General features: G+C 62.3%; 19 protein-coding genes and 3 pseudogenes. 6 read left to right on the top strand and 16 right to left on the bottom strand.

Features of this window, described 5'->3' with window-relative positions; all coding sequences use genetic code 11:
* Positions 1 to 18: 18 nt before the first annotated feature.
* The 3 genes from MKI86_RS23010 to traG are packed head-to-tail and all read left to right on the top strand — an operon-like array spanning position 19 to position 2,460.
* Positions 19 to 306 carry a TraC family protein gene (locus MKI86_RS23010; protein WP_241605717.1) on the top strand — a complete coding sequence of 96 codons (288 nt, stop codon included), beginning with the start codon at positions 19 to 21 and terminating at the stop codon, positions 304 to 306.
* A complete protein-coding gene (locus MKI86_RS23005) occupies positions 296 to 538 on the top strand; it encodes a conjugal transfer protein TraD (RefSeq protein ID WP_241605715.1) in 243 nt (80 codons plus the stop codon). The genes MKI86_RS23010 and MKI86_RS23005 overlap by 11 nt, the downstream gene beginning before the upstream one ends.
* Entirely contained in the window at positions 535 to 2,460 is a 1,926-nt protein-coding gene (traG, locus tag MKI86_RS23000) for a Ti-type conjugative transfer system protein TraG (RefSeq protein ID WP_241605714.1), read from the top strand. The genes MKI86_RS23005 and traG overlap by 4 nt, the downstream gene beginning before the upstream one ends.
* Positions 2,461 to 2,929: 469 nt before the next feature.
* Here the strand turns inward: traG and MKI86_RS22995 are convergent, their stop codons facing one another.
* From MKI86_RS22995 to MKI86_RS22935, 13 genes are all read right to left on the bottom strand, one after another.
* Positions 2,930 to 3,097 carry a hypothetical protein gene (locus MKI86_RS22995; RefSeq protein ID WP_241605723.1) on the bottom strand — a complete coding sequence of 56 codons (168 nt, stop codon included), beginning with the start codon at positions 3,095 to 3,097 and terminating at the stop codon, positions 2,930 to 2,932.
* A gap of 333 nt (positions 3,098 to 3,430) precedes the next feature.
* Complete coding sequence (locus tag MKI86_RS22990) at positions 3,431 to 3,754, bottom strand: DUF736 domain-containing protein (protein ID WP_241605712.1); 324 nt, start codon at positions 3,752 to 3,754, stop codon at positions 3,431 to 3,433.
* 911 nt (positions 3,755 to 4,665) lie between these two features.
* Complete coding sequence (locus tag MKI86_RS22985; protein ID WP_370880055.1) at positions 4,666 to 6,048, bottom strand: NAD(P)-dependent oxidoreductase; 1,383 nt, start codon at positions 6,046 to 6,048, stop codon at positions 4,666 to 4,668.
* Between the two features lie 22 nt (positions 6,049 to 6,070).
* Entirely contained in the window at positions 6,071 to 7,504 is a 1,434-nt protein-coding gene (locus MKI86_RS22980) for an NAD-dependent succinate-semialdehyde dehydrogenase (protein WP_241605710.1), read from the bottom strand.
* A gap of 47 nt (positions 7,505 to 7,551) precedes the next feature.
* A complete protein-coding gene (locus tag MKI86_RS22975) occupies positions 7,552 to 8,811 on the bottom strand; it encodes an NAD(P)/FAD-dependent oxidoreductase (RefSeq protein ID WP_241605708.1) in 1,260 nt (419 codons plus the stop codon).
* 24 nt (positions 8,812 to 8,835) lie between these two features.
* Positions 8,836 to 9,618: an HpcH/HpaI aldolase family protein gene (locus tag MKI86_RS22970; protein ID WP_241605702.1), complete on the bottom strand. Its 783-nt coding sequence runs from the start codon at positions 9,616 to 9,618 to the stop codon at positions 8,836 to 8,838.
* A 24-nt stretch (positions 9,619 to 9,642) separates the two neighbouring features.
* Positions 9,643 to 11,334 (bottom strand): GMC family oxidoreductase, encoded by a 1,692-nt coding sequence (locus MKI86_RS22965; protein WP_241605700.1) that lies wholly within the window; start codon positions 11,332 to 11,334, stop codon positions 9,643 to 9,645.
* Positions 11,335 to 11,345: 11 nt separating this feature from the next.
* On the bottom strand, positions 11,346 to 12,824 hold the full coding sequence (locus MKI86_RS22960; protein ID WP_241605698.1) for an aldehyde dehydrogenase family protein: 1,479 nt from the start codon (positions 12,822 to 12,824) through the stop codon (positions 11,346 to 11,348).
* A gap of 115 nt (positions 12,825 to 12,939) precedes the next feature.
* Entirely contained in the window at positions 12,940 to 13,752 is an 813-nt protein-coding gene (locus MKI86_RS22955; protein ID WP_241605696.1) for an amino acid ABC transporter ATP-binding protein, read from the bottom strand.
* Complete coding sequence (locus MKI86_RS22950; protein ID WP_241605693.1) at positions 13,749 to 14,411, bottom strand: amino acid ABC transporter permease; 663 nt, start codon at positions 14,409 to 14,411, stop codon at positions 13,749 to 13,751. Before MKI86_RS22950 ends, MKI86_RS22955 begins: the two co-directional genes overlap by 4 nt.
* An 82-nt stretch (positions 14,412 to 14,493) precedes the next feature.
* Positions 14,494 to 15,234 (bottom strand): transporter substrate-binding domain-containing protein, encoded by a 741-nt coding sequence (locus MKI86_RS22945; RefSeq protein WP_241605691.1) that lies wholly within the window; start codon positions 15,232 to 15,234, stop codon positions 14,494 to 14,496.
* 141 nt (positions 15,235 to 15,375) lie between these two features.
* Complete coding sequence (locus tag MKI86_RS22940) at positions 15,376 to 16,368, bottom strand: proline racemase family protein (RefSeq protein WP_241605689.1); 993 nt, start codon at positions 16,366 to 16,368, stop codon at positions 15,376 to 15,378.
* Entirely contained in the window at positions 16,365 to 17,054 is a 690-nt protein-coding gene (locus MKI86_RS22935; RefSeq protein WP_241605688.1) for a GntR family transcriptional regulator, read from the bottom strand. Before MKI86_RS22935 ends, MKI86_RS22940 begins: the two co-directional genes overlap by 4 nt.
* A gap of 800 nt (positions 17,055 to 17,854) precedes the next feature.
* On the opposite strand from MKI86_RS22935, the gene MKI86_RS22930 reads away from it, so the two are divergent.
* Together MKI86_RS22930 and MKI86_RS22925 are read left to right on the top strand one after the other, a co-directional pair.
* Positions 17,855 to 18,070, top strand: coding sequence for an antitoxin (locus MKI86_RS22930; protein WP_241605686.1), 216 nt, complete (start codon positions 17,855 to 17,857; stop codon positions 18,068 to 18,070).
* Positions 18,067 to 18,482 (top strand): annotated as a pseudogene (locus MKI86_RS22925) (type II toxin-antitoxin system VapC family toxin). The gene MKI86_RS22930 and the pseudogene MKI86_RS22925 overlap by 4 nt, the downstream one beginning before the upstream one ends.
* Before the next feature lie 486 nt (positions 18,483 to 18,968).
* On the opposite strand, the pseudogene MKI86_RS22915 reads toward MKI86_RS22925, so the two are convergent.
* From MKI86_RS22915 to MKI86_RS22905, 3 genes and pseudogenes are all read right to left on the bottom strand, one after another.
* Positions 18,969 to 19,223, bottom strand: a pseudogene (locus tag MKI86_RS22915) (type II toxin-antitoxin system Phd/YefM family antitoxin).
* A gap of 63 nt (positions 19,224 to 19,286) precedes the next feature.
* The gene (locus MKI86_RS22910) at positions 19,287 to 20,225 is read right to left on the bottom strand and encodes a DUF2493 domain-containing protein (RefSeq protein ID WP_241605684.1); all 939 of its coding nucleotides are present in this window, start codon (positions 20,223 to 20,225) and stop codon (positions 19,287 to 19,289) included.
* A gap of 302 nt (positions 20,226 to 20,527) precedes the next feature.
* Positions 20,528 to 21,573: pseudogene (locus MKI86_RS22905) on the bottom strand (DUF7146 domain-containing protein).
* Between the two features lie 326 nt (positions 21,574 to 21,899).
* On the opposite strand from MKI86_RS22905, the gene MKI86_RS22900 reads away from it, so the two are divergent.
* Positions 21,900 to 23,090, top strand: coding sequence for a DUF1173 domain-containing protein (locus MKI86_RS22900; RefSeq protein WP_241605682.1), 1,191 nt, complete (start codon positions 21,900 to 21,902; stop codon positions 23,088 to 23,090).
* Positions 23,091 to 23,235 lie beyond the last annotated feature (145 nt).

Raw genomic sequence — 23,235 nt, 5'->3', positions numbered from 1 at the left:
CCATGAGGAGGACAAACCATGGCTGCCAAACTATCTATCACGGACATAGACGCTCAGATCGAGAAGCTGCGAGAGCGTAGAAAAACGCTGATAGTAAAATCTGCCGAGCGCTTCGCACGCGCCGCGACGAAAGCGGGACTGGCGGAGATGGAAATCGCCGACGAGGAGATCGATCGCATCTTCGCAGAGATCGCTTTGCGATTTCGCAAAACGCATTCCAAGGAGGCATCTGGCAAAGCTCATTCGCCGCGTGGACAACCAGATAGTAGCGCTGGAGCGGCGTCGGAGGTTTCGCATGACGGCTGATCGAAAAAGAGACGCCCGCGAGGAAATCCTGCTCGGCGCAATCGTCATCCGCGCGGGATTGTCGAAGGTCGACCGGGCGTTCCTGCTTGGTGGTTTGCTGGAACTGGCGCGTGTGACGCCGCGCTCGTCCGAACATCGACGCATGCAGGCCATTGGTGAGGAAGCCTTCAGGACCCTTGAACGCGAAACGAGCGGCCGGGTTATCGGCCACGTCGTGGAGGCGACGGGATGACGGCAATGTCCAAACCCCATCCTAGTCTGCTGCTCGTTCTCGTGCCAATCGTCGTCACAGGATTTGCTTTCTATGTGGCCAACTGGCGCTGGCCGGAATTGGCAACCGGGATGGCCGGCAAAACGCAATACTGGTTCCTGCGCGCTTCGCCCGTGCCGGTGCTTTTGTTTGGTCCCATCGCCGGGCTTGTGGCCGTATGGGCACTACCGCTGCATCGACGGCGGCCAGTCGCCATGGCGAGTTTACTTTGCTTTGTGACGATGGCCGGCTTCTACGGCCTTCGGGAGGTTGGACGACTATCGCCCTATGTCGAAAGCGGTGCATTGTCATGGGACAGCGCGCTATCCTTCCTTGACATGATCGCAGTCGGGAGTGCGGCACTCGGCTTTATGGTCGCGGCGGTATCGGCGCGCCTTTCCAGCGTCGTACCCGAACCAGTGAAGCGCGCCAGGCGCGGCACCTTCGGGGATGCCGACTGGCTGCCGATGTCGGCTGCGGCTCGGCTCTTCCCGCACGACGGCGAGATCGTTGTCGGGGAGCGCTACCGCGTCGACAAGGAGCGCGTCTATGCGCTGCCGTTCGATCCGAACGATCCGGGGACATGGGGGCAAGGCGGAAAGGCGCCACTTCTTACGTACAAGCAAGACTTCGATTCCACGCACATGCTGTTTTTTGCGGGTTCCGGTGGCTACAAGACCACCAGCAACGTCGTGCCGACCGCGTTGCGCTACACAGGTCCGGTTATTTGCCTCGACCCTTCGACCGAGGTCGCACCTATGGTCATCGATCATCGTCGAAAAAATCTCGGGCGCGAGGTCATCGTTCTTGATCCGACCAACCCGATCATGGGATTCAACGTCCTCGACGGAATCTCGACGTCGAAGAAAAAGGAGGAGGACATTGTCGGCGTCGCGCACATGTTGCTGTCGGAGAGTGTCCGCTTCGAAAGCTCGACCGGCTCCTATTTTCAGAGCCAGGCGCATAACCTGCTGACCGGCCTTCTCGCCCATGTGATGCTGTCACCGGAATATGTCGGCCGGCGCACCCTAAGAAGTCTGCGGCAGATCGTTTCCGAGCCGGAAACGTCGGTGCTTGCCATGCTGCGCGACGTCCAGGAGCATTCGACCTCCGCCTTCATCCGCGAGACGCTCGGGGTTTTTGTCAACATGACCGAGCAAACCTTCTCGGGCGTCTATTCGACCGCATCGAAGGACACACAGTGGCTATCACTCGACAATTACGCCGCACTTGTTTGCGGCGATACCTTCAAATCCGCTGAGATTGCCGAGGGCAAGAAGGATGTCTTCCTCAACATCCCGGCGTCGATCCTGCGGTCCTATCCCGGCATCGGGCGTGTGATCATCGGTTCGCTGATCAATGCGATGATGGAGGCTGACGGGGCATACGAGCGTCGGGCGCTGTTCATGCTCGATGAGGTGGATCTGCTCGGCTATATGCGGGTCCTGGAGGAAGCCCGCGATCGCGGCCGCAAATACGGCATCAGCATGATGCTGATGTACCAGTCGGTCGGTCAGCTGGAACGACATTTCGGCAAGGACGGCGCCGTGTCATGGATCGATGGCTGCGCTTTTGCGAGTTACGCCGCCATCAAGGCGCTCGACACGGCGCGCAACGTCTCAGCGCAATGCGGAGAGATGACTGTCGAGGTAAAAGGCAGCTGTCGCAATATCGGTTGGGACACAAAAAACAGCGCATCGCGCAAATCCGAGAGCATCAATTTCCAGCGCCGGCCATTGATCATGCCGCACGAAATCACGCAATCGATGCGCAAGGACGAGCAGATCATCATCCTACAGGGGCACAGCCCGATCCGCTGCGGGCGAGCGATCTATTTTCGGCGCCGGGAGATGGATGCAGTGGCCGCGGTCAATCGTTTCGTTAAGGCTGGAAGGTCGCGGTAGCGTGACAATAGACGCTTCCATCGACACGTCGATAGCGGCCGCCGGAGCGTCCATGAGCACGCCGACGGGTTCACATTGTCGATGGACGAGGAAGTTGTGAGGGCGATCGGGCCGATATGCTGGCACTACCCTGAAATTCTATGTCGTGTGGGTGGCAGCAATCGAATTGCCGGTCCTGGACGCTAGCGGTTTAATGCACCGTGTTGGGACGAACCCATGTCTTGCACCATTGGGCGGGCTTGGCGCACGCCGTGGCAGCATGGTGCAACGTCTTGCTCGGGGACGCCGTTGCGCCACTCTTGTCCCCTGCGAGAAGCGAGAGCGCTCACATGGGGCAAAACCGATCGCACCAAAGTCCTGCATGGACGGTGCAAAACGAAAAGATATAGGACGGGGTGGGGCGTAGCCTCGGGCCGAGGCGCCGGTCAATCCGGTGCATCGGCGCCTGCGTCAAAGGTGTAAGCCTCCCTCATTGGGGAGGCTCGGCCGCATGCGCGTCGTCCGCGACGGTGATCATCGACGCCAGTTCGGCGCGGGCTTGTTCAAGTTCCGCAGCGATCTCGGCGCGCTCGGCAGGATCGGCGTTGCGGAGTTCGGCGCGCAGTTCTTCGATCTGGGCTTCAAGGCCGTAGGTCATTGTGGTCATCTCCTTGGATAGTGTGAAAGATGACGCCCCGGGTCGTGAGGGTCGGGCCGGGTCAAGGATCGCTGAAGGCGACCGGCAGCGCCGGCGAGCGGAGGAGCCGATTTTCTGATGGCGCCCGCAGGGCGACGGCTGAAAATTGGAGGAGCCGCTCGTCCTTGAGGCGGTTCGGGCCTCACGGCATCATGGGCTTACTGAGCAGAGAGGTTTTTCTCTCGTTGGGCACCTGGGTGCGAAGACGGGCTCGATGCCCGTTTTCGCACCCGTCCGGACACAGCAGATCACCAAACCGACCCCGATTGCTCGGGGTCGGCTTCGGCGCCATTCTCAGTTCGGGTTGTTCCAAAGAATGACCTTCTTGGTCGGATCACCGCCTGGAGCCTGGGCGATGTTGCCGAAGATGACGCCAATCTCGGGAGCTTCCAGTTTGACGGAGAGGTATTCTTCGCCGGTCTGGCGGGCGATGCGGTTCCAGGCAGCGCCGATTTCGAAGCCGGTCTTCCGGTGGATGACACGGAAGTCAGGGGCTTCCTCGCTCGCCTTCTGGGTGTTGGGGACGATGGCGATCGGGGCATTGACGCGGATGGTGGCGAAGACGCCTTCGAGAATGCCGTCGTTCTTCTGCGTCAGGGTTGCGATCGTGGTGGCCATGGTTCTGTCTCCTTTGGTTGTTCGGGACCATTCCCGATGGCGCGCGAAGAGACGGCCGATCTGCTGCGGTCAGCTCGGCGGAAAATTTTGCAAAATTGGATTTGGCAGAGGAGAAGAACTGAAATCGAATTTTGCAAAATTTTCAGGCGGGTCTTACCCCTTCAGGGGTTGGGCGCAAAGGCAGGCGGTCGTCTATACGAGCGACATAAAACGGGAATGGTTCGGAGCAACGAAAGGTCGTCAGACTGACATGGTCTCCCGCCTGAGACTGCGGCGCAGACTCGCCAGGCTTGGTAGACGTTTCATCGCCCCCCGGCACTGCGCCGTACTGATCGCGCCAATGCCAGACTGAGCATCAAAGGTCGCCATTCGCTACAATCTCACGCGGACAAGCGTTACGATCCAGAGCTACACAGCAACACTGCCGTCAGCGACCTAATTGACCGTATGTGATCTTTCAGACGCGAAATGCGGGCGCTCGCCCTATGGAAACCTATATTTTGGTTCTCCACGGGCGGGGCGTCTCGAAGGCTGACCACGCAGACGTCTCAACGGATTTCAAACGCTGAATTCGGCAGTCCGAGTGAAAACGTCACAATCTCAATGCCTGTCCCAAAGTCCGGACCATCCACACGCGTGAACCAAATGACCTTGTGTGTATTTCGGCGTGAAGTTCGACCCCACAATCGGCGCCGATGGATCACGCGACTAACAACGCAGAGACGAAAGTTTCGTCAGCACATTAAGCGAGCGTGACCGTAGCCATACTACCATACCGAATGGGGTCAGATTCAACGCTTAAACACAATCACCAACGATGCTTTGACGGTGGGCAGCGCCAGCGGTGCATTGAGGCATATTAATCGCAGCAGACGTCATCTTCAGACGCTTAAGCTTGAAGGGTTCTGAACCTAGGCTCGATTCCGGTAAGGCCCGTCCAGCGACTCACTGCGCAAAACTGTGGCAAGTCGGTTGCTGTCGAGCAGCAGCTGTTCTCCCGTCAATGCTGGTCCCTCTTCAATCAAACGGTCTAGCGCGGACAAGAAGGCTTGCGCCGACGTGCGGAGGGCGCTAATTCGCGCGGCGTCCAGGCGAAGAGCTTCCAGCTGGCTTGCGCCAGTGCCGATCGGCGAGTTGATACCAGCATCGGTATAACCTGCGGGCAAATCGCCTTTCAAGTTTCGCGTGACGCCCGTCTGGATAGCATCGAGAATCTGATCCACGGCCTGTAGTGCACCTGATACGCGGGTAGGGTGATCGGTATCGGCGGCGGCATGCGGCAAGAGCGACATTCTTTCGGCATGCATCGGCAGAAGCGAAAGATACGGGACCATTGGTCCAGATAGAATCCCCTTTTCAGTGTCCTGGAACAGATCCGCATCGATCGCGGCGTGTGCAACGCGACCGGAAGAGAGTGCGGCTGAAAGTGCGGGCACATCAATCAGTTCGCCGCGATCATAGTTGATCACCACAGCTCCAATAGCGAGTGCCGACAGCACCTCGTCGCCAATGAGCCTGGCATTTGCGTAGCCGTTCGCACCGAGTGGACCGAGTCCGATATGCACGGAGAGCACGTCGGCGTCGGCCGCCGCATCACGTAGCGTGGCGGCATACTGAAAACCTTCGCTCTCGATCCATTTGCGATGGTGGGAACGGGCATGGACACGTACGGTCATGCCGAAGGCGCGCGCGATCTTCGCTACTTCACGCCCGATGTTGCCGTAGCCAACGATTGCGAAGATCCGCCCTTCCAACTTGGATGTGGGGAATCGCACAAGATCGCGACCTGTATCGAAGCGACCGGCTGCCACGAGCGCGTTCATCTCGTCGACCGGCAGGTCCGGCCGAACACGCAGAAGTGCTTTCATTACCATCTGCGCAGTGGCGCCAGCGTTGATGCCCGGCGTATTCATGAGCGGGGCGTGTCCGCCCCTCCCGTCTCCGCCCCCCCAGCTGGCGGAGCCCATGTTGCCGGTCCCCGATCCGATCCGCACGCCGCCAAGGTCGAATCGCGTATCCTTAGGCAAGAAGGTGGCCGCCGCAATTACCGCGTCGTAGAGACCGTCGCCGGCCTCCGCCAAAAGCTCAGCCTCTGTGGAAAGCATGGGTTGGTAGTAAAAATGCGGGCGGCCCACTTCCGGGGTGGGCAGACTACGGGCGGAGCCTTCGTGGAACGTGCCGCCGCGGGCCTCGATATGCGCCTTGACGGCTGAGTGGTCTGGACGGCCGTCCGATCCGGGGGCTAGGCCCACCAGGTCGACGATCAGGATCTTTGGCGTGGTCTTGTCGGTCATCTTGCTGGGCCTCGTCGAGGTGTCAGAACAATTCGGAAACGAACTTGGTGCGCTGGAAAGCCTCCAGTCCCTCGATGCCGCTTTCGGAACCAAAGCCGGATTCGTTGACGCCGCCGAACGGTGTCTCGGGGGTCGAAATCATCGTATGGTTCACGCCGACAAGCCCGGCATCCAGAGCCATTTCCGCATCACGCGCTGTCGCACCGTCCTTGGTGAAGATGAAAGAGGCAAGGCCGTAAGGCAGGGCGTTCGCTCGGGCGATCACGTCATCAAATGTCGAGAACGAAACGATGGACGCGACAGGGCCGAACGGCTCCTCCGACATGATCCTTGCATGCTCCGGCACGTCGGCAAGAACCGTCGGGGCGTAGAAGTTGCCGGGCCGGTCGATGCGATGGCCGCCGGCGAGGAGCTTGGCGCCCTTTGCAACGGCGTCGTCCACCAGCGACTGGATGGCATCGCAGCGGCGCGGCGCGATCATTGGTCCCATCTGCGTCTCGGGATCGAGCCCGTCGCCGAGCTTCAGCGCGGCGGCCTTCGCGGCCATACCGGCGGCAAAGGCGTCCGCGATGCTCTCATGCACGAAGAAGCGCGTGGGCGATGTGCAGACTTGGCCGGCATTGCGGAACTTGGCGGTCGCGAGCGTCGCGACGGCATGATCCACATCGGCATCGGCGAAGACCAGCACGGGCGCATGGCCGCCGAGTTCCATCGTGGTGCGCTTCAGCGTGTCGGCAGCGCGCTTCTGCAGGAGCTTGCCGACGGGGGTCGATCCGGTCAGCGAAACCTTCTTGGGGATCGGCGAGGCGATGAGATGGCTCGACACCTCGTCCGGCACCCCGAAGACGAGGTTCAGCACGCCCTTCGGCAGGCCGGCGTCCTGGAAGCAGCGGGCGAAGGCTACGGCCGTGCCGGGGGTTTCCTCGGCGGTCTTGAGGATGATCGAGCAGCCGGCGCCGAGCGCGCCCGAGATCTTGCGGATGACGTTCGAGGCCGGGAAGTTCCAGGCGGCGAAGGCGACGACGACTCCCACCGGCTCCTTGTAGACCATCTGGCGCTGGCCGGGCACGCGGCCTGGCACGATGCGTCCATAGGCGCGCTTGCCTTCCTCGGCGTACCAGCGCGTCGCCTCGGCGGAGAAGGCGACCTCGCCCTTCGACTCGGCGAGCGGCTTGCCATTCTCCATCGTAAGCACGCGGGCGATGGTCTCCAGCCGCTCGTCGATCAGGTCGGCGGCCTTCATCATGAACTTGTAGCGGCTGATTGCCGGCAGCGCCTTCCAGGGGCCGAAGGCGCGTTCGGCGGCGGCGAGCGCCGAGTCGAGATCGGCGGCCGAAGCGTGCGGCACGGTGGCGATTTCCTCGCCCGTGGCGGGATTGATCAGCGGCTGGCTCTTGCCTTCGCTGCCCTTGCGGAACACGCCGTCGATCAAGAGGTCGATTGTTTCTTCATACATGGGTTTCTCCTTTCCGGCGCCTCGGCCGGGTTGCCACATGCGTCCGGTCAGAACCGGGACGAGCGGAAATGAGATAGGTCGATCGAAGTCGTACGGCCGACGGCGAGTTCGGCGACAAGGCGACCTGTCACCGACCCGCCCATCAGACCCTGGTGGCCGTGGCCGAAGGCGAGGATGACGTTGTCGTGGCGCGGTGCGGTCTCGATCACCGGAATGCTGTCGGGGGTGCCGGGACGGTTGCCCATCCAGCGCTCAACGCCGCTGAGGTCGGCGTCGGGGAACATATGAGCCGCCTGACGGACGAGGATTTCCGCCCGCCGCCAGTTCGGCGCGGTTTCCGGACGGGCGAATTCCACCGTGCCGGAGAGGCGCAGGCCGCCCTCCATGGGCGCGGCGACGAATTTGCGCTCGGCGGCGTTGACATTAATCTTCAGGCCGGTGTCGGCGTTGGGCAGCATGATGTGATAGCCCCGCTCGCTGATCAGCGGCACGCGCACGCCGACCTGTCTGGCGAAGGGCGCGGAAAACGCCCCGGCGGCGATCACCGCCTTGTCGGCGGCGACAACGCCCGCCTCGGTCGCGACGCCCGTCACCCGGCCCTGTTCGAGCACAAGTGCGCGCACGTTCTGACGGGTGAACACCGCGCCCTTGTCGGCCGCAAGCCTTGCGATGGCGGCAACCAGCCGGCCCGGATTGGGGCACTGGCCCTGCTCGGGTAGGAAGACGCCGGCGCGGTAGGCGGGCGAGATCGCCGGCTCCAGCTCCCGCATCTGGGCGTCGTCAAGGATATCGACCTTGACGCCGCGTTCGCGGCGCATGGCGATGGAAAGCGTGCTGCCCGCCGGCCCGTTGGGGTTCTCGTAGGCGAAGAGCTGACCGCGATGGACGATGAGGTCCTCGCAACCGGCTTCCTTGACCAGCGGCTCGTAGCACAACAGCGTCAGCCGGTTGAGTGCGATCATCGCATCCGAAATCCGCTTCACGCGCGAGAGGCGCGAATTGGCAAGGAAGCGCAGCAGCCAGGGCAGGGCATGGGGAAGGTCGAGCAGGCGCAGCCCGATTGGCCCATCCGGATCGAGCAGCATGCCCGGCACCTGCGCGGCGATGCCGGGCATGGAGTTGGGAATGCACGAACCCGGCGAGAGCCCCCCGGCGTTGCCGTAGGAGCACTGCCCGGGGCTGCCGGGCTCGACCGGGTCGATGATCTCGACCGAAAAGCCTTCGTCAACGAGGGCGTTGGCGGCGCAGACACCGATGATGCCCGCGCCGATGACGATCACTTTTTCGCGGCTATGCGATCCAGCCATGTCCCGGCTCCGTCCTTTTCCGCCTCAGGGCACGTTCGGCTCGGGCTTGCCGGCGCGGAAGGCCGGAAGCGCGCGGGCATATGCGATCTGCAGCATGCGGAAGTCCGAGAGATACGCGATGAACTTGTAGCCGAGGTCACGCATCTTCTGGCCGTATTCGACCGAACCGACATGGATGCCCGGCACGACGCCGGCCTTGATGCAGCGGTCGGCGATCATGGCGATCGCTTCGTTCACATCGTCCCATTTCGGATCGAAGCCGGGAGTGTGGCCCATGGAGACGGCGAGGTCGGACGGGCCGACGAAAATCGAATCGAGGCCCGGCGTCGCGAGGATCTCGTCAAGGTTGGCGACGCCTTCCTTGTGCTCGATCATCGCCATGGTGATGACCGTCTTGTTGGCATTGGAGAAGTAGTCGGCACCGCCATAGAGGCCGGCGCGGATCGGGCCGACGGAGCGGCCACCCTCGGGGTAGTAGCGGCATGCCTCGACGAACGCGCGGCATTCTGCGCCGGTGTTGACCATCGGGACGATTACGCCATAGGCGCCGGCATCCAGCACGCGGCCGATGATCGCCGGATCGTTCCACGGCACGCGCACGAAGGGCGTCCTGTCGGTGGTGGAGATCGCCTGCAGCATCGACAGCATGTCGGAATAGTCGGCGCAGCCGTGCTGCATGTCGACGGTGACGGCGTCGACATCCTGCTGGGCCATCATCTCGGCGGAAAGACCGGACGGGATCGCCAGCCAGCCGGTGACGGCGCATTCGCCCTTGGACCAGAGGGTCTTGACCTTGTTCTCACGCATTTCGGGTTCCTCTTCGGATGTGGTTCAGGAGTTCAGGATGAGATCGGCGGCCTTCTCGGCCATGGCGATCGTGGTGATATTGGTGTTGGCGGCGATGACTGAGGGCATGGCAGAGGCGTCGACCACGCGTAGCCCCTCGACGCCGCGCACGCGGCACTGGTTGTCGAGCACGGCCATCGGGTCGTCGTCGCCGCCCATCCGGCAGCTGCAGGAGACGTGCCAGCCCGACCAGACCGCCTTCTTCGCCCAGTCGACGATCAGGTCGCGGTTCTGCATCATATGATGCATGCGTTCGGTGGTGCCGAACTTCTGACGCAGCAGCGTCTCGCGGAAGAAAGGGGCATAGTCGAACAGCAGCGCCGCCGTGCCTGTCTTGACGTAATTCGACAGCTTGCGGACGGAAAGCGAGCGCGCCTCCTCGGTATAGCCGGCGAGGAACCATGTGTTGACATGGGCCTGCACGCGCGGGTCCTCCATGATGCGGTAGATGCGCTCGAACCCGTCGACGAGCCGCATCAGGTCGCGTTCGTCACCGGCAAGGTTGAGATTGACGACCGGTTCGTCGCGCCAGTCGGCGGTCTTCAGGCTGACGGTGCCACGCGAATAGGACTTGTTCACGCAGACGTTCAGCGCGCCCATCGCCTTGCCGAGCGGATGCCAGCCGGCGCGGTTCACCGGCATCAGCAGCATGTCCGAGGGCGAGCATCCCTCGTAGCCGGAGGAATAGCGTACGCCGAGGAAGATGTGGCGGCGCTGGCCGCGCCTCAGTCGGGCGGAACGCCTGAAATGCGCGCCGACGGACAGATGCGGATGGTCCATCAGGTTGGCGCCGACGCCCGGCAGGTCGGCCAGCACGGGGATGCCGAGCGCGCGCAGGTCCGCCGCCGGGCCGATGCCGGCGCGAAGCAGGATCGGAGGGGTGTGCAGCGCGCCCGAGCAGAGGATGACTTCGCGCGCCCGCCAGAGTTCTGACGGACGATCCCCAGTATGGGCGTGGACGCCGGTGATGCGCTTGCCATCGACCTCCAGCGCTTCGACCTGGGTGTCGGCGAAGATGTACAGGTTCTTGCGGGCGCGGGCCTCGCGGGTGAGATAACCGAGCGCGGTGGAGACGCGGTGGTCGTTCTCGTTGGCGAGCGGCATGGGGAAGGAGCCTTCATCGAAGGAGGCGTTGTAGTCCTCCCTATAGGGAGCGTCCTTCTCGGTCACCGCGAGCACCGATCGGGTGAAGCCCGCCCAGTCCTTGGGGAAGACGCGTCGGATCGGCATCGGGCCGTCCTTGCCGTGCAGCGGGCCGTCGAAATCGAGATCGCGCTCCAGCTTCCTGAAATAGGGAAGCATGTCCTCCCAGCTCCAGCCCGCAACGCCCATCGCCTGCCATTCGTCGTAGTCGGCGGGCAAGCCGCGCACGGCGAACTGGCCGTTGATCGACGATCCGCCGCCCATGACTCGCGCCTGTTCGAGGCGGGTGGGCGGAATGACTTCCGAATTGGAGCGCGGATTGCGCGCATAGACCCTGAGCTTCGACCAGTGGAACTTCGGATCGAAGTAGGAGAGGCCGGGATAGCTGTCGGAAATCACATCCGGCACATTATTGGGCGGCGTGTCCGGCCCGGCTTCCAGCAGCGCCACCTGCTTGGAGGGGTTTTCGGACAGGCGGCCCGCAAGCGCCGCGCCTGCCGACCCGCCTCCCACGATGACGTAATCGTAGATCATTTGGGATGTCCTTAGAGATAATTGATCCATACAGCCTTCTGCCGCGTGAATTCCTCGATGCCGGCGCGGCCCATGTCCTTGCCGAAGCCGGAGCCCTTCCAGCCGCCTGCGGCATATGTGAATTCGGGGTCGCGCCCATGCTGATTGACCCAGACCATGCCGGCCTCGACGGCATCGGCGACCTTCATCGCCAGCTTCAGGTCCTGCGTGTGCACGGAGGCCGAGAGGCCGTAGGTCGGATGCTGCGCCTCGGCGATGGCCTGCTCGATCTCGTCATAGGTCGTCACTGACATGACGGGACCGAAATATTCCTCGCTGAAGCCGACATTGTCGCGCGAGACATTGGCAAGCACTGTCGGGGCGTAGAAATTGCCCTCGTTGGGGCCTTCCAGCCGAGTCGCGCCGGTCATTACCTCTGCGCCCTGCTTGACCGTCTCCTGCACCAGCGCGTCGATGCGCTCGAACTGCTTTGCGGAGATGACGGGGGCGAAGGTGGTGGCCTCGTCCCAGGTCGGGCCGGCCTTGATCGCCTTCGTCTTGGCGATCACGCGATCGGTGAGTTCGTCGGCGACGGCGCTGTCGACGATCAGCCGAGAGGCGAGCGTGCAGACTTGGCCGGCATTGACCATGAAGCCATTCGCGACGCGGGTTGCCACGGCGTCCATGTCACCGGGATTGCGGGTGACGATCTGCGGGCTCTTGCCGCCGAGTTCCAGCACGACGGGTTTGATGCCCGACTGCGCGGCGAGCGACATGACCGCAGCTCCCGTGGCGGTCGAGCCGGTGAAAGAGACGATGCCAATCTCGGGATGGGAGACGATCGCGGCACCAGTCGTGTGGCCCCAGCCATTCACCACGTTGATGAGACCGCCCGGCAGCCCTGCCTCGGCGGCACATTCGGCGAGCGCCAGCAGACTGTGCGGCGTCAGTTCCGACGTCTTCATCACCACGGCGTTGCCGGCCGCCAGCGCGGGGGCGAATTTCCACGCCGCCGTGATCATCGGGAAGTTCCACGGCACGATCGCGCCAGCGATGCCATAGGGTTCGCGCCGGGTATAGCTCAGCGTGTCGCCCTTGGTTGCCGTGACAATGCCCTCGAGCTTGTCGCAATATTCGGCGAAATAGCGCACGACGCTGGCGGTGCGGACCGCGTCGCCGGTGATCGTGCCCGCCACCAGCCGGCTCGATCCCATGGCCTCCAGCCGACCGAGATATTCCGCCTTCTCCTCAATCCGTTCCGCAAAGCGGAAGAGGGCCTTCGCCCGATCGCGAGGGTTCATGCGGGCCCAGCTGGAGGTGGCGAGCGCGGATTTCGCAGCTGCGACCGCCATGTCGACGGCAGCCTTTCCGCCATCGGTGATCGGGCGCATCGGCTGCACGTCCGAGGGGCGCAGAACGGCGATCTCCTCGCCAGGCAAGTCGATAAAACGGCCGCCGATATGATGGCCGGAGGGGACGGTTACGGTATCGGGATTGAAGCTGAGGGACATGAGCTTTCCTTCGTATCTTGCCTGCGCCGGGACGCAGCGTACCGGCCGGCCCCGGAGCGGGGCCGACGCGCGGATTGCGGACAGGGCGGGTACTTGCCCGCCAGAGCGTTCTGGATCAGCCGCCTTCCAGGAAGGGGCGCAGCAGATCGGCGGTCTCGTGGAAGCGGCCAACAAAGCTTTTCAGTCTTGGATGCGTTGGTCGCAGCAGCACCTCCTTCGGTGGGCCGTCCTCGGCGATCGTACCGTGGTCGAGGAAGATCACCCGGTCGGCGATCTCGAAGGCAAAGCCGAGCTCGTGGGTGACGATGACCATGGTCATGCCGGTCCTGGCGAGATCGACCATCGCCTTCATCACTTCGCCGACCAGTTCGGGGTCGAGCGCGGAGGTCGGCTCGTCGAAGAGCATGACCTGCGGATGCATTGCGCAGGCCCGCGCGATGGCGACGCGCTGCTGCTGGCCGCCCGAGAGCTGGCGTGGATGCTTGCCGACATGGTCCTGCAGCCCCATCTGGGCGAGGAGGTCGAGCGCTTCCTTACGGGTCGTCGCAGGGTCGGCCTTCTTGACAGTGACCGGACCTTCCATGACGTTTTCGAGCGCGGTCATGTGTGGGAACAGGTTGAACTGCTGGAACACCATGCCGGTCTGGGAGCGGATCCGATTGACCGTCTTCGTGGGCACGCGATTGCCTTCGCGTGCGGCCGGATCGGCCTCGTAGATCGCCTCGCCGCCAATGGTGATGCGGCCGTCGGAGGGGAGGTTGAGCAGGTTGATGCAGCGCAGCAGCGAGGTCTTGCCGGAGCCGGACGCGCCGATGAGCACCACGACCTCGCCCGTGTCAACGGAAAGGTCGACGCCCTTCAGCACTTCGCGCTGGCCGAATGTCAGCCGCAATCCCTCGATCTTCAGAAGCGGGTCGGACTTGCTCATTTGACGCGCTCCGAAATGGTTTCAAGCTTGCGTGAGAGGAATGTCAGCGGCACGAGAAGGGCGAGGAACATGACGCCGACCATGGTGTAGACTTCCATGGGCCGGTAGGTGAAGGAGCTGACGTAGCTCGCCTGATAGAGCAGGTCGGGCACGGTGATCATCGACATGAGCGTGGTGTTCTTGATCTGGATGATGGACTGGCCGGCAAGTGGCGGGATCATGCGGCGGAAGGCCTGCGGCAGGATCACGCGGCGCATGCGCTGGCCGTAGGTCATGCCGAGCGCGGTCGAGGCGTCGGTCTGGCCCTTGTCGATCGACTGCACGCCCGCGCGCAGGATCTCGGCATAGAAGGCGCCGGCGTAGAGGCTGAGGCCGGCAAAACCGGCCCAGAACTTGGTGACGGCGAGCCCGGCGAAGATGGGGAATGCATAGTAGATCCACAGCAGGATCACCAAGAGGGGGATGTTGCGGAATATCTCGACATAGACCCGGCCGAGAATGGACAGTGCACGGGATCCCGTGAGCTGGATCAGGCCGATGATCAGGCCGATGACGAGGCCTGCGGCGATGGAGATCGCCGAGTAGAACAGCGTGACCAGGAGCCCGTTCCAGAACAACGGCCAGTTCTGCAGGATGACGGAAAGATCGAACAAGTGCATGACTCCTGGGCTGGCTTGACCAACATGCGGGAGCGGGATTGAAGGGCCGGCCGGACAATGGCCTGGCCGGCCCAAAGGTGGATCAGAAGCTGAAGTTGGTCGGCAGGATCGAAAGGTCGATGCCGCGATCTTCCCAGGCCTTCGCGAGACGGCCCTGCGCCAGACCCAGCGAACGCTGCTGCTGGATCCAGTTGGTCAGGAAGTTGATGAAGCCCGCATTGCCCGGCTTGCGGGCGACGGCCAGCGTCGCGGGATTGCGCAGCATGGGCTCGGGCACCGAGACCTCGCCGCCAACCTGCTTGGCGATCTGCAGGGCGTCGAAGACGGACTGGACCATCGCATCCGCACGGCCGGCCTGAAGTTCCATGATCGCAAGGTTGCGATCCTCGACCACCGTGATCGTGGCCTTGGGCAGAAGCGCCTCGGCCACGATCTGCATGGTAGAGCCCTTCTGGACGACGACGGTCTTTTCAGGCGAGTTCAGTCCCGCCCAGGTAGCGACCGGCTTGCCCTTCGGTGCGAAAACGCCCCAGGCATCCGTGAAGATCGGTTCCCAGAGATAATCGACGACGAGGCCGCGCTTCGGGTTCGGATTCACGCCGATGGCGACGTCGATCTTGTTAGACTGGAAGTCGGCGGCAAGATTACCCCAGGTGGTTTCGACCGGTGTGACCTTCACACCAAGTTCGGTTGCGACGTCCGTCAGGAAGTCGACGTAGAAACCGCTCCAGGTGCCGGTGGCCGGATCCTTGATATAGCCGGGTTCTTCGCCTATCATGACGGGAATCTTCAGTTCGCCGCTGGCGCGAATCCCATCGATCACTGCCGAGGGGTTTTCCTGCGCGGCTGCCGGGGTTATCGCGGCAATAGCTACCGCCGCCCCCAGGGCGCAAGCCCGGAGGATGTTTCCAAAAAACGACATTTTAACGCTCCCTGTTTTGCTTGAAAAATGAGTCCGGCCTTTTCACCGGCTCAAGAACCCCCCGGAAAGCGGATCACCCTTTTCGAGGTATAGTGTGCCCTGGGAGACGACGTGTGCTGTTCCCCGGACGATGATGGCGTAGCCTGTCGTGCCATTCACTTCGCTCTTTTCGGCAAGTGTTGCAGTAAACGGCACACCGAATATATTTTCGGCGTGATAGGTTTCGGCCTCTGACAGTTCACCGTGAATCAGAAGCTGCGCCATGCGGGCACAGGTGCCGGTACCACAGGGCGAACGGTCAAATTTGTTGGAGGCGAGGACGAGGAACTGGCGCGCAGCGCCGCGCCCCCGGTCGCTGTGGAAGAGAACCGAGGGGGCGGGAAGGCCCTGCATCTCGGGTCTTCCGTCCGTCGCTTTCGCGATGGCCTCCTTGATCTTCCAGCCGAGCGCGAGGCCGGCGGAGGCGTTCTCGGGCGTGAGGGCAAGGCCAAGCGCGTCGGCGTCGACCATCGCATACCACATGCCGGAATACAGGATGTCCGTGCGGATCGTGCTCAGCCCCGGAACAGCCACCTCCAGCGCCTCGATGCCCATATAGGCGGGCACGTTCTTCAGCGAGACAGCGTTGAGCCGCCCCTCAGCGTCCCACTCCAGCTGGACGTCGACCACGCCGGCCGGCGTCTCCAGCGTGAAACTGTTGCCGGTCTCCGGCGAGATCGCGCCGGTGAAGGCCAGCGTCTTGGCAATGCCGATGGTACCGTGGCCGCACATGCCGAGATAGACATAGGATGACACGAATATCGCGCCGAAATCCGCCACCTCGGATGCGACCGGAATGAGCCCGACCATGGCCGCATGGCCGCGTGGTTCGTGTAACAGGGCGGCGCGCAGGTGATCGAAGCGGCGCTCGAAATCCTCGCGCTTCTCCCGCACGCTGCGCCCCTGAAGCGGCGGAATGCCGCCCAGTATGGCGCGCGTGGGATGACCCGCGGTGTGGGTGTCGATATAGGGGAACGCCGCCTCGAGGTCGATCATTTGCGCCCTTCCCCGAAGTCGACGCGGATCACATCGCGGGCTTCGCTCCAGATGCGCTCGATCAGGGCGCGCTCGAGCGCGTGGGACTGTCCCGCATCGCCATCGACGATGGCCCGGAAAACCCGGGTCGTGTCGTTGAACGAAAGATCCACGACATCGCGGTTGCGCTGATACAGATGATAGCGATAGCGCAAGGCCTGCTTCTCCAACCCCCGCAGCAGTCGACGGAGGGTGACGTTGTCGGCCATCTCGTAGATCAGTTCTGAACCGCGTACGTCATGCTTGAAGAACAGGCGGGCGTCGCCTGCATCACGCGCTGTCTTCATGTCGTCGAGGACCTGCCAAAGCCTGCCCTTCAGAGCCGTGTCAGTCGAGCGTGCCGCCTGCTCGGCCGCGATGGCCTCAAGCGCAATGCGGCAGGTATAGACTTCATCAAAATCCCTCAGCGACATCGGCGTAACCCAGATGCCCTTTCGTGCCTCGCGTGTCACAAGGCCTTCGCGCTCCAAAGATCGCAGAGCGTCACGCACTGGCGAACGGCTTACGCCATACCGTTCCGCGACCTCCTCCTCCGTCAGCCGCTCGTTCGGGCGCAGCTCGAGAAAGACGATTGCATCTTCAAGAACTGCGACAAGGTTGTCCGCGATTCCCGCCGAAAGATTATAATGTGTGGCGCCAACGTTCATGTGCTCACCATACTGTACTCTGTATACAATTCAAGTCCCTCTCATTTGAAATCGTCAAAATTTCGTGACGCATTTCCCAATCGGTTTCGTTTTTCGACCTGATTACGCAATGTGCGCATTGCAGCCCACGTCGGATGATTAGCACATTTCGTGATATTGCAGCCGCGCCTCATCGTCTTTGGATGACTGCCGCCAAGGCGCGGTGCCAACATAGTCGATCTGACAGCGGGCGACAGGCCGCCATCCGTTCCCATCTTCTTACAAAGTGTCGCACCGCGGGGAACTCACCTCCTTAGTGGGCTACGATCAAAATATCGCTTTCGCCAGTGCGCCAACAAGTAGGCAGTCTTCGGACCTGCATCTGTCGGGTGCTGCAACTGGTGACCTCCCTGCGAGCATGGTGACAGAAGGTGCGCCGCCTTATCTTCAAGCTTGCCGGTTCGCGACCGGATTGACCGCCCCCTGACGCGAGCACCACATGCGGGTGCCGAACCTTAAAATCCGGGCCAATACGAAACCCATGTCTCTCTATGGAACCATCCTACCAGTGCGGTGACAGGCATGAGGCTGTCGGGGCTGGCTTCATTCGCGCATACAAAGCGGCCGGGAATTTCCACAGCAGCTCGGATCAAGCGTAAGGGTCAAGGTGTTCTCGGTATATACCGAGCCCCCGGCGCGCTTAGATTAAGAGCCAGCTTAAACTCCCGATTGAGACGGAGTATATACGTCGTGGTATGTACATCGAGGCGCTTCCCATGCCCCATGTCGCACGCGTATTCCAACCCGGTAATTATTAAGCAGTGCGACTCCCGAAAGAGTTCCGTCTCGACGTTCATCGTGTGGAAATCACGCAGGAGGGCGACGCCCTCATCCTGCGTCCGCATGTGGATCGACGTGAACCATGGGCCTCGTTGAAGGCGGCGCTCTCGCGCGGCATGAGCGAAGACTTCATGGAAGGCGGACGCGAGCAGCCAGATTCGCAGGATCGGCCTGACCTTGACGCGAAATTTTCGTGATTTCGCATCTTCTCGACACCAATGCGGTCATTGCGTTGATAGGTCGTCTATCCGAGAATCTGGCCAACCGGGTACTCCAGAGCACCGTCGGGACGATCGGCCTTCCGTCGATCGTCGCACATGAACTCTATTTCGGGGCGCAGAAAGCGTGAAGGTCCAGCGCAATATGGAGGCTCTGCGCTTGCTGTTTACGGATTTCCCAATCCTCGATTTGGACCAGCGCGACGCCTTCGCAGCGGGCGAAATCCGCGCAACTCTCTCCGCAAAGGCAACACCCATCGGCGCCTACGACGTCTTGATCGCTGGCCAAGCCAAGGCCCGCGGTCTCGTGCTCGTCACAAATACCATCGGCGAGTTCGGCGGCGTAGACGGGCTGCGGGTAGAAGACTGGTCGGCGAACCTCTGCCGGTAACGCATTTCGCCGGACAGGTTTGGATTTGCCTAACCGGTTGGATGGGCAGGATGGGCGATAAACCAAGTCGGGCAACCGCCAGTCGAGACGGTTAACTCGACGCCCACGGTTTCGCGCACCTGCAAAGGCCGCCGCGATCTTCATCATGAAGGCTTTGCTGAAACGGCCAATCGTTTTCCCATCGAGCTTGATGTACCGGGAGCGCTCGGCGATGTCGTGATTATACGCATGGACAATCACCCAGCATTATTTGAGATCGCCAAGCCAAGCGCGCCGGCACGCGATCGCGGAGACATCAAGCGCGATGCGACCTGCCTGTGGGGACTTGGTCGTGATGGCAAGCAGGGCAAGATGCGTCAGGCCATCGTTAGCGCCACACACCGCGACGACGAAATAGGTCCGGCGGGCCTTCCGTCTTTCGGGTTCCCCACGTTCACTTTGCCATGCGCAGAGATATGAATAGCGATGACCTGACCGGCTAGTCACTCACGTCTCACCGTTATAGCCTTCACCGCGCGCCAGGCTGTCGATCGCGGCGCCGAACGGTTCCTTGTGCTCGCTCGGCATTTGCGAAGCGCTATGGGCCTGGCGTGCATCGCCATGGATGCGCTAGTAATGTTCGTAACTCATCAACACGAATCGCGGTTTTCTGTGTTTCGTGAGCACGACGGGTTCGCAGGCTGCGGCATCCGTAACCTCGCCGACTTGCTTGTTGAGATCGCCTGTTGTGAAGTGCCGCATGGGCTTGCTCCTTCTTGCATCTCCATAATTTCCAGATTTTCCATATTTGCCAGAAAACGGCGCTTACGCGCCGCCCCCTTTCAGTTCCCAGACGGTGATGCCGAAGGCGCGAGCCCTGTCTCGAAGGTTTTCAGTAATGCCAGACCCCGGAAAAATGATGACGCCTACTGGCATAACGGAAAGCATATCGTCGTTTCGCCGGAACGGGGCCGCCTTTGCGTGCTTGTTCCAATTCGGCTTGAACGCGATCTGCGTCACGCCACGAGCTTCGGCCCAGCAAGCGGCGATCCGTTCAGCGCCCTTCGGCGAGCCACCATGCAGCAGCACCATGTCAGGATGCTTTGCGAGGGTCTTGTCGAGCGCAGCCCAGATCCGGTCGTGATCATTGAAGTCCAGGCCGCCACCGAAGGCAATCCTGGTCCCAGCCGGGATCAGAACCTCGGTCTCCGCGCGGCGGCGGGCGGCAAGGAAGTCCCTGGAATCGATCATCGCAGCTGTCATGTTGGCGTGATTGACCTTGGAACCGGTGCGTGGCCGCCATGCCGAGCCGGTGTGCGCGTCGAAGAGATCGGATGCAAAATCGCGCATGAACTCAAAGGCATTGCGGCGCTCAAGCAGCGAGATGCCCTCCATGATATGGCGTTCAAGTTCGACGCTCTTGACCTCGGAGCCGTCCTGCTCCTGCTGTCCATTGCGCTGGGCATCCTCGTTGCGCTGCAACTCGCGCTGAATGCGTTCACAGGCGCGATGGAAGAGATTGACGATCGACCAGAGCAGGTCTTCGAGATCGGGTTCAAGCCGCGTGTCGCCGAGCATCTCTGCGACGGCATCGAAGATCGCGGTCAGCGCGGCCTGGACGAGCCGCTCTTCGGGCAAGGGGCGCGGATCCGGTTCGTCCTGGAACGGACGATAGCCGTAGACCTGCATCACGTGGATGAGGCGGTCGGTCGCGGACGATGCGTGCGACTCGGTGGCGACATCGAAGGGGAGCTGGACATTCATCGTGGTCTCCGTCGGTTGTGGCCGCGCCTCTCGCGGCCTGACGGCGATCCCCTTCTATCCGGCGGGCGGGCCGGAACCGCGGCGCTCGCGCCGCGGCCCAGCGCAGTGCCGGGCCGCCGGGGTCAGGTTTTTTGCTCCGCGAGGAGCGCCGGCTTTGCTGGCGCGGGGAAAAAACCTGGCCTACGGCGGTTGGAGGCGCGAACGCCGGATGGTAAGGGTCGCCCCTCGGCAGGCGCGCAGGCGCGCTCGTCCGGGCGGTGACCGGCAGACCGGCTTCCGCCGTCGCAGCTGCGTCCCTCCGATCAACCGCCTCCTTCCAACGGTAGGAAGAGCTCGGCATCTTCCGGAGTAAGTTGAGCCCTGAGACTGGCGATCAGTTGGCGTGGGCCAATAGCAGATCGTCGTTGAAATCACCGCGGTCCGGGCGGAGCACGAGCGGCAAGATCCCGCGAGTCTGCGCGCGTTGGCTCAATCGCTTGATGCTGTTTTGGCCGGCTGCATCCGCGTCCGCGGCAATGTAGAGACGCACGCAACCGGGCGGCGGGTCGAAGGCTGCAAGGTGATTGGCCGTCAGGGCCGAGACCATTGGCATTTTCGGCATGACGTGCACGAGTGACAGGGTGCTTTCCAGGCCTTCTCCAGCGGTTATCACCGACACGGCGCCGTGCGCGGGAAAGCCGAACCGTACCGCATTGCCAAGCAGACTGCCGAGCGCGCGGCGGGGGTCATCGACAGGCGCTTTTCCGCCGCTGTGCGCATCGAGCCAAGTGCGATGGACGCCGGTTACCGCGCCTGCGGTATCGGTCACGGCCGCCAGCAGCGCTGGCAACCTGCTTGTCCGGCCCGTCGCCAGATCGCGATAGTAGCATGTCGGGTGATAGCGAAGCGCTGGATGCTCGGATGCGCGAAGAATGCCGCGCTGGCTGAGGTACCTTTCAGCCAAGCTATCCTTCAAGGGTTGGGCCATGCGGAATAAGCGCCGCGCACGCTCGTTGGCCGGTCTGTCGACCGGCGGGTTGGTTTGGGCGTCGCCCCTCCGGGACGTCGCCGGGGCGGGTAGCGGGAGGCTGAGGAACCGGCGTGCCTCGTCCGCAACGTCGTGGAAATCCACGAGCCCGCAGGTCTCCTGGATAAGATCGAGCAGGTCGCCATATTCGGCCGTTGCGGCATCGGTCCACCGGCCGGAACGGGGGCCGGTGAGATGGACATAGAGCGACCTTCCCTTGTTGTTTGCGGTATCTCCGACGATCCAGTAATTGCCGGCCCTGCGACCAGCGGAAAGGTAATGGCGGCAGACCGCCTCGGCATTGCGCGCGAGACGGTTCGCCAGTTCAGAGGCGGAGCGCATATCGGATCTCCATAAGGGGGGCTTAATGACATCGGGCGGCTGATGGTGCTGCACCAGACGGTGACGTACTGCAGGCCATCGCCGGTGGACCGGGCAGTAAAGTGCAGCTTCCATGCGGTTATCGCGGAGAACAGGCTGCTGTAGACAAACTAATCGTAGATCCTCTCCATGACGCCGACCAACGCGAAAGACGCGGTAAGGGGCGATCTCAAAGATCCCACCGTGGGCCAGACATGAAACGGCCTACCCCAGGATTTTACTACTTTTTTTACGATAGTAAAAGGCAGGATTATGGTGTAGCCTCGCTCGGGCAAAGGAGAGTGGTGGTGCGAACATTCCTTATTGGCGAGCAGACATATGATGAGACCTCCCCTGAGCTTCGAGCGCTCCTACCGCAGGCCTATGAACAGCAGATACGGCCCATGTGCATGTGCAAGGAACCCGCAGTCGCCATGTATATCGCGCGTCTGGACGACCAGTTCGTGGTCAAACGGATGCCCCTATCAGGCCGCGCGCATGATCCGGTCTGCCCCTCCTATGCACCGCCTTACGAGCTGTCGGGTCTCGGGCCCCTTATCGGAAACGCTATCCAGATCGAGGCGAGCGGCAAGGCCGATTTGAAGCTGGATTTCTCGCTGACGAAACGCGGGCCGAGGACAGCGGCCGCGGCACCGACGGAAGCGCCTGGGTCAGGGATACGAAGCGAGCCCCGCAGATTGTCATTGAAAGCGATGCTCCACTATCTCTGGGACGCGGGGGAGTTGACCGAGTGGCGGGCGGCGTGGGCTGGCCGCCGTGGTTGGGGTCGGATCCGCGCCAGTCTTCTCAACGCCGCCTCGCAGATGAGCGCACGCGGCAGCCCCTTTAGCGATATGCTCTTTGTGCCGGAAGTGTTTCAGTCGAACGATAAGGATGGCATCGCCGCCCGGCGAGCGGCTGCGCTGAAGGGTGTGCAGGCGACGGGATCGGGGTCGCGCAAGTTGATGGTCATCGTGGCTGAGGTGAAAGAATTTTCCCGGGCCCGCGAAGGCCAGAAGATCGTCGTGCGGCATATGCCCTTCCCGTTGATGATCGAGGAAGGCGCATGGCGACGCCTCACGGCCCGCTACAACACCGAGCTCGAACTGTGGCGATCGAGCGAGGCCTTTCACCTGATCGCCATTGCAACCTTTGGCATTTCGGCTGCAGGCATCGCAGCGGTGGAAGAGGTCGCGCTGATGGTGGTCACCGAACATTGGCTGCCCTTTGAGGATATTCATGAACTACGCCTTCTGAAGAAGCTCGGTCATCTGAACCGGAAGACCGTGAAAGGTTTGCGGTTTAACCTGCCGCGGTCGGCGCCGACGGTTTCCGTGATGCTTCCAGAACAGAAGCCTGCCCCAGTCGCCATGTTCATCGTCCCTCCAAATGCCGACGAGAAATACGAGCGCGCCCTCGCGGACTTGATCGAAACGCGATCGGAGATCACCTCTTGGATCTGGCGCGTGGCAGAGGGCGAGATCCCGAAACTTCCCTAAATCGGGACACGGCGCCGCAGAATGGTGACCGATTTCGGGCGATGATGATGCGCGAGCAAATGGGCGGGTCGGGGTGAACCTGGGCTTAGAGCGTGGTCGCGAAAATGCCCTGTCTCGAATAGCAAGAACCCGGCCACATGGCCGG

The organism is Shinella sedimenti, from assembly GCF_022601905.1.
In the GTDB taxonomy this organism is placed as follows: domain Bacteria; phylum Pseudomonadota; class Alphaproteobacteria; order Rhizobiales; family Rhizobiaceae; genus Shinella; species Shinella sedimenti.
This window is presented reverse-complemented; position numbering and strand designations above follow the sequence as displayed.